This window comes from Dietzia sp. SLG310A2-38A2, from assembly GCF_014145095.1.
Taxonomy (GTDB): domain Bacteria; phylum Actinomycetota; class Actinomycetes; order Mycobacteriales; family Mycobacteriaceae; genus Dietzia.
The window spans coordinates 1-3243 of record NZ_JAALDX010000469.1 but is presented as its reverse complement, the minus strand read 5'-3'; the positions used below and the strand labels follow the sequence as shown (position 1 = coordinate 3243).

General features: G+C 70.1%; 6 protein-coding genes. All 6 read left to right on the top strand.

Annotation, left to right across the window (positions count from 1 at the left end; genetic code table 11):
• A partial coding sequence (locus tag G6027_RS15310) for a M20/M25/M40 family metallo-hydrolase (RefSeq protein ID WP_346995762.1) occupies window positions 1-201 on the top strand: 201 nt, incomplete at its 5' end.
• Window positions 202-267: 66 nt separating this feature from the next.
• Window positions 268-1068 (top strand): TIGR00730 family Rossman fold protein, encoded by an 801-nt coding sequence (locus tag G6027_RS15305; RefSeq protein ID WP_182637918.1) that lies wholly within the window; start codon window positions 268-270, stop codon window positions 1066-1068.
• Entirely contained in the window at window positions 1068-1622 is a 555-nt protein-coding gene (locus tag G6027_RS15300; RefSeq protein WP_182637917.1) for a TIGR00730 family Rossman fold protein, read from the top strand. The genes G6027_RS15305 and G6027_RS15300 overlap by 1 nt, the downstream gene beginning before the upstream one ends.
• Before the next feature lie 68 nt (window positions 1623-1690).
• Entirely contained in the window at window positions 1691-2503 is an 813-nt protein-coding gene (folP, locus tag G6027_RS15295) for a dihydropteroate synthase (protein WP_187702941.1), read from the top strand.
• 75 nt (window positions 2504-2578) lie between these two features.
• Window positions 2579-2929, top strand: a complete 351-nt coding sequence (locus G6027_RS15290; RefSeq protein WP_182637915.1) for a DivIVA domain-containing protein — start codon at window positions 2579-2581, stop codon at window positions 2927-2929.
• A 90-nt stretch (window positions 2930-3019) separates the two neighbouring features.
• Window positions 3020-3187 carry a DUF3117 domain-containing protein gene (locus G6027_RS15285; protein WP_081615186.1) on the top strand — a complete coding sequence of 56 codons (168 nt, stop codon included), beginning with the start codon at window positions 3020-3022 and terminating at the stop codon, window positions 3185-3187.
• The last annotated feature ends 56 nt before the right edge of the window (window positions 3188-3243 follow it).

Below are 3243 nucleotides of genomic sequence, written 5' to 3'. Positions count from 1 at the left end.
CTGGTGCGAGCGGCGGGCGGGAGGGTGCGGGCGAAGTACGGGTGGACCGATGTGTCGCGGTTCGCGGCACTGGGCATCCCCGCCGTCAATCTCGGGCCCGGCGACCCCGGCCTGGCGCACAAGCGGGACGAACACTGCCCGGCCGCCCAGATCACCGAGGTGGCCGAGGTGCTCCGCGCCTACCTCACCACCTCCGGCTGAACCCCGAACCGCCACGACACGGAATCCACCAGCCCGGAACCCACCCCAGTAGGAGACCCTCCCCTGATGGCACCGAACGACTCAGTACACCTGCGCGGCCCGCTCCTCCTGCGACGGGAGAAGGGCGGCGATCGGACGACCACCGACCAACGGCTGCTGGACACCAACCAGGACACCGACTGGTTGCACACCGACCCGTGGCGGGTCCTGCGCATCCAGAGCGAGTTCGTCAACGGGTTCGGCGCCCTGGCGGAGCTACCCGACGCGGTGAGCGTCTTCGGCTCGGCGCGGACCCGTCCGGGGGATCCCGCCTACGAGCAGGCGGTGGAGCTGGGACGGGCGCTCGCGGAGGCGGGATACGCGGTGGTGACCGGCGGTGGACCCGGTCAGATGGAGGCCGCCAACAAGGGCGCCTGGGAGGCGGACGGCGAGTCCGTGGGCCTGGGGATCGAGTTGCCCATGGAGCAGGGGATCAACCGCTGGGTGGACCTGGGCCTGCACTTCCGCTACTTCTTCGTCCGCAAGACGATGTTCGTCAAGTACACGCAGGCGTTCGTCTGTACCCCGGGCGGCTTCGGCACCCTCGACGAGTTCTTCGAGGCCATCACCCTGGTCCAGACCGACAAGATCACCCGGTTCCCGATCGTGCTGCTCGGGGTGGACTTCTGGTCCCCGCTGGTCGACTGGATCCGGGGCACCCTGGCCGAGCAGGGCATGATCTCGGCGTCCGACCTCGACCTGTTCCTGGTCACCGACTCCGTGGCCGAGACGGTGGAGTACATCCGCGAGGCACACCACCGGGTCGCGCTGACCGCAGAGCAGCGCGAGGATCTGTTCGGCGAGGAGCACCGCGGGGTCGAGCGTTGATGGCGCCCGTTCCCGGTCGCAGGGTGTGCGTCTACTGCGCGTCCTCGACCCACGACCCCGCGCTGCTGGGGATCGCCGCCGAGGTGGGCACCGGTATCGCCCGTCGTGGGTGGTCCCTGGTCTCCGGTGGCGGCAACGTGTCCATGATGGGCGCTGTCGCCGAGGCGGCGCGGGACGGCGGAGCCAGGACGGTCGGCGTCATCCCCGAGGGGTTGCGGGTGCGTGAGGTGGCCGATACCGCCGCCGATGAGTTGGTGGTGGTCACCACGATGCGGGAACGCAAACGCGAGATGGAGGAGCGCTCCGACGCGTTCCTGACCCTGCCCGGGGGAATCGGGACCATGGAGGAGATGTTCGAGGTGTGGACGTCCGCCTCGCTCGGTTTCCACTACAAGCCGGTCGTGCTCTACGACCCGATCGGCTTCTACCGACCACTGCTGGACTGGGTCGGTGGTCTCGTCGAGGCCGGGCTGGTCAAGCCGCAGGCGTTCGACAGTCTCGTGGTCTGCGAGGACCTCGAGGCAGCCCTCGACGCCTGCGGAGGGCGACGGTGACGCCACCGGCCGTCGTGCCGTCGCCCACGCTCTGTGGTCGCCCTGTCCCGGTGGACCGGCCGCTGGTGATGGCGATCGTCAACCGCACCCCGGATTCCTTCTACGACCGCGGAGCGAGTTTCACCGATGTGGCGGCGATGCGCCGGGTCGACCAGTGCGTGGCGGACGGCGCGGACATCCTCGACATCGGTGGGGTCAAGGCGGGTCCGGGCGAACTGGTGGACGCTCGCGAGGAGGTCCGGCGGGTCGTCCCCTTCGTCGAGGCGGTACGGGACAGGTACCCGGGCGTGGTGATCTCCGTGGACACCTGGCGCGGGCCGGTCGCCCGTCGGGCACTGTCCGCCGGCGCCGACCTGGTCAACGACACGTGGGCGGGACACGATCCCGAGGTCCTGACCGCGGCCGGCGAGGCGGGGGCGGGGTTCGTGTGCTCCCACACCGGGGGTGCGGTCCCGCGCACCCGGCCCTTCCGGGTGGGCTACCCCGATGTCGTCCTCGACGTGGTCTCGGAGTTGTCCGCTGCCGCCGAACGGGCCATCGCCGCGGGGGTCCCCGCGGACGGGATCCTGGTCGACCCCACCCACGATTTCGGCAAGAACACCTTCCACGGCCTCGAACTCCTGCGACGGATGGACGAGATCGTGGCCCTCGGCCATCCCGTCCTGATGGCGCTGAGCAACAAGGACTTCATCGGCGAGACCCTGGACGCGGGAATCGACGACCGCGCCGAGGGCACCCTGGCGGCGACCTCCGTCGCGGCGATGATGGGCGCCCGCGTGTTCCGCACCCACGACGTACGTGCGACACGCCGCTCGGTGGAGATGGTGGCCTCCATCATGGGAACCCGCCCACCTGCGCGAACGGTCCGCGGGCTCGCCTGACTCGGGCAGGCCCACCGCCGCGAGGCGTGTGCCAGACTGGAGGCCCGGCCCGGATCAGAGGAGAGGCTCGCGCGCATGCTCACCATCGTCATCTATGTGGTGGTCACCCTGATCGTGGCGGCGGCGCTCTATGCCCTGTCGATCGTGGTCTTCGGCCGTTCGGAACCACTGCCGGCGGTGGCGCGGGGACACACGGTCACGATGCTGCCCGAGGGGCCGCTCACCGGGGACGATCTGCGGTCGGTCCGATTCGGGATGTCCGCGCGCGGCTACACGATGTCCGAGGTCGACTGGGCGCTCGAGGAGGCGGCCACCGAGATCGACCGCCTCCGCGCCCTACTCGCCGGTGAAGGAAACGTCGGGGAGACAACCGACGAGGTGGACCCAGAACGCGCTCCGGCGTCCGGGCACGGTGTGACGCGCTAGAATCGCAACATCCACTCAGCAACACCGCACGTGGGCCCGGCCGTCCTCACAGGACGCGGCCCACTGCCAAGGACGAAGGGAATCGACCCGATGGCGGCTATGAAGCCCAGGACCGGTGACGGACCGATGGAAGCGGCCAAGGAGGGCCGCGGGATCGTCATGCGCGTCCCTCTCGAGGGTGGCGGACGCCTCGTCGTGGAGTTGACCCCCGACGAGGCGCGGTCGCTCGGCGAGGAGCTGACGCAGGCCATCTCCTGATCGTTCTCTGCTCCGGCGAATCGACGCACCCGACCCACGCGGCGGGTGCGTCGTTT

Bases quoted from the DNA above. Each gene is read 5' to 3' on its own strand.
- folP (WP_187702941.1), top strand. From the start codon at position 1,691: ATGGCGATCGTCAACCGCACCCCGGATTCCTTCTACGACCGCGGAGCG.
- G6027_RS15300 (WP_182637917.1), top strand. From the start codon at position 1,068: ATGGCGCCCGTTCCCGGTCGCAGGGTGTGCGTCTACTGCGCGTCCTCG.
- G6027_RS15285 (WP_081615186.1), top strand. From the start codon at position 3,020: ATGGCGGCTATGAAGCCCAGGACCGGTGACGGACCGATGGAAGCGGCC.
- G6027_RS15290 (WP_182637915.1), top strand. From the start codon at position 2,579: ATGCTCACCATCGTCATCTATGTGGTGGTCACCCTGATCGTGGCGGCG.
- G6027_RS15305 (WP_182637918.1), top strand. From the start codon at position 268: ATGGCACCGAACGACTCAGTACACCTGCGCGGCCCGCTCCTCCTGCGA.